1 protein-coding gene is annotated in these 1053 nt (G+C 35.1%); it reads right to left on the bottom strand.

The genetic code is table 11. From position 1 onward, the window contains the following. Nucleotides 1-37: 37 nt before the first annotated feature. Nucleotides 38-1009 (bottom strand): IS110 family RNA-guided transposase, encoded by a 972-nt coding sequence (locus PGOND44_RS14895; RefSeq protein WP_003447702.1) that lies wholly within the window; start codon nt 1007-1009, stop codon nt 38-40. Nucleotides 1010-1053 lie beyond the last annotated feature (44 nt).

Below are 1053 nucleotides of genomic sequence, written 5' to 3'. Positions count from 1 at the left end.
CAACAAAGTACTGTGGCTAAAAACAAGTAAAAACTCATTAATTTCTCACTAGAGTACTTTTATATTCTTTATCATATATCAACCCTGATTTAGCAATAGCAAAGGCCTGTTTTAAGAGCTTATTGCACACCGCAATAAGTGCTAATTTCTTACTCTTCCCTTTGGCCACTATTCGCTCGTAAAGATCTCTGCAAGCCTTGTTGTATTTACAAGCATTAAAACTGCACATGAATAATAAATTACGCAGTTTTTGATTGCCTATTTTACTTATTCGAGGGCGTCCTTTTACACTACTACCACTTTGCCTAATCACTGGTGTTAGACCAGCATAACTGCATAGTTCTGCTGCACTTGTGAACCGATCAAAACCACCTGTTAAAACCACTAACATAATTGATGTTTTAGGTCCAATGCCTGGAATAGTTTTTAAACGAGTTAATAGATCTTGATGCTCTTGTTTAACTAAAACTAACAACTTATCTTCTAAGGTTTTCATCTCTTTCTCAAGCTGTTTTAAACTCCGTTTTAGGGACCTTACAACTGCTTTGCTCGGATCACCCAATACGTCCTCACCATGTAGCTTATTCTTTAACATTGTGCTCTGTTTTGTATACACAGAAAGAGCTCTGGTGATTTGAAGGCATTCCATCTCATCCTTAGTATTACCTTTCCACTGCTTTAATTCTACCTTTTGAGCATACTCACAAATAGCTTTTGAATCGCTCTTATCTGTCTTGATTTTTGACAACTTCATCTGTATAAAGCGTTTTACAGCTAATGGGTTTTCTACAGATACTTTTATACCAGATTCAAGTAAAAAATAAGCCAGTTGATAATGGTAATAGCCTGTAGCTTCCATCACACAGTGACTCTGTTGATTTAAGAGTTTTACAAACTTTTTAAAGCCAGAAGGATTGTTTTTAAACTGATGATAATTACCATCGGAATCCGTGATGTCGAAAACTAAATGGCTAATGTCAATTCCAAAATATTTAATATCTTTAATCATAAGAGAATGTTTTTGAAAGGACAATCTACGCGAGTTTCAACGAC

The organism is Psychroflexus gondwanensis ACAM 44, from assembly GCF_000355905.1.
Taxonomy (GTDB): domain Bacteria; phylum Bacteroidota; class Bacteroidia; order Flavobacteriales; family Flavobacteriaceae; genus Psychroflexus; species Psychroflexus gondwanensis.
Note: the sequence above shows the minus strand (reverse complement) of the source record. Positions and strands in the feature narration are given on the sequence as shown.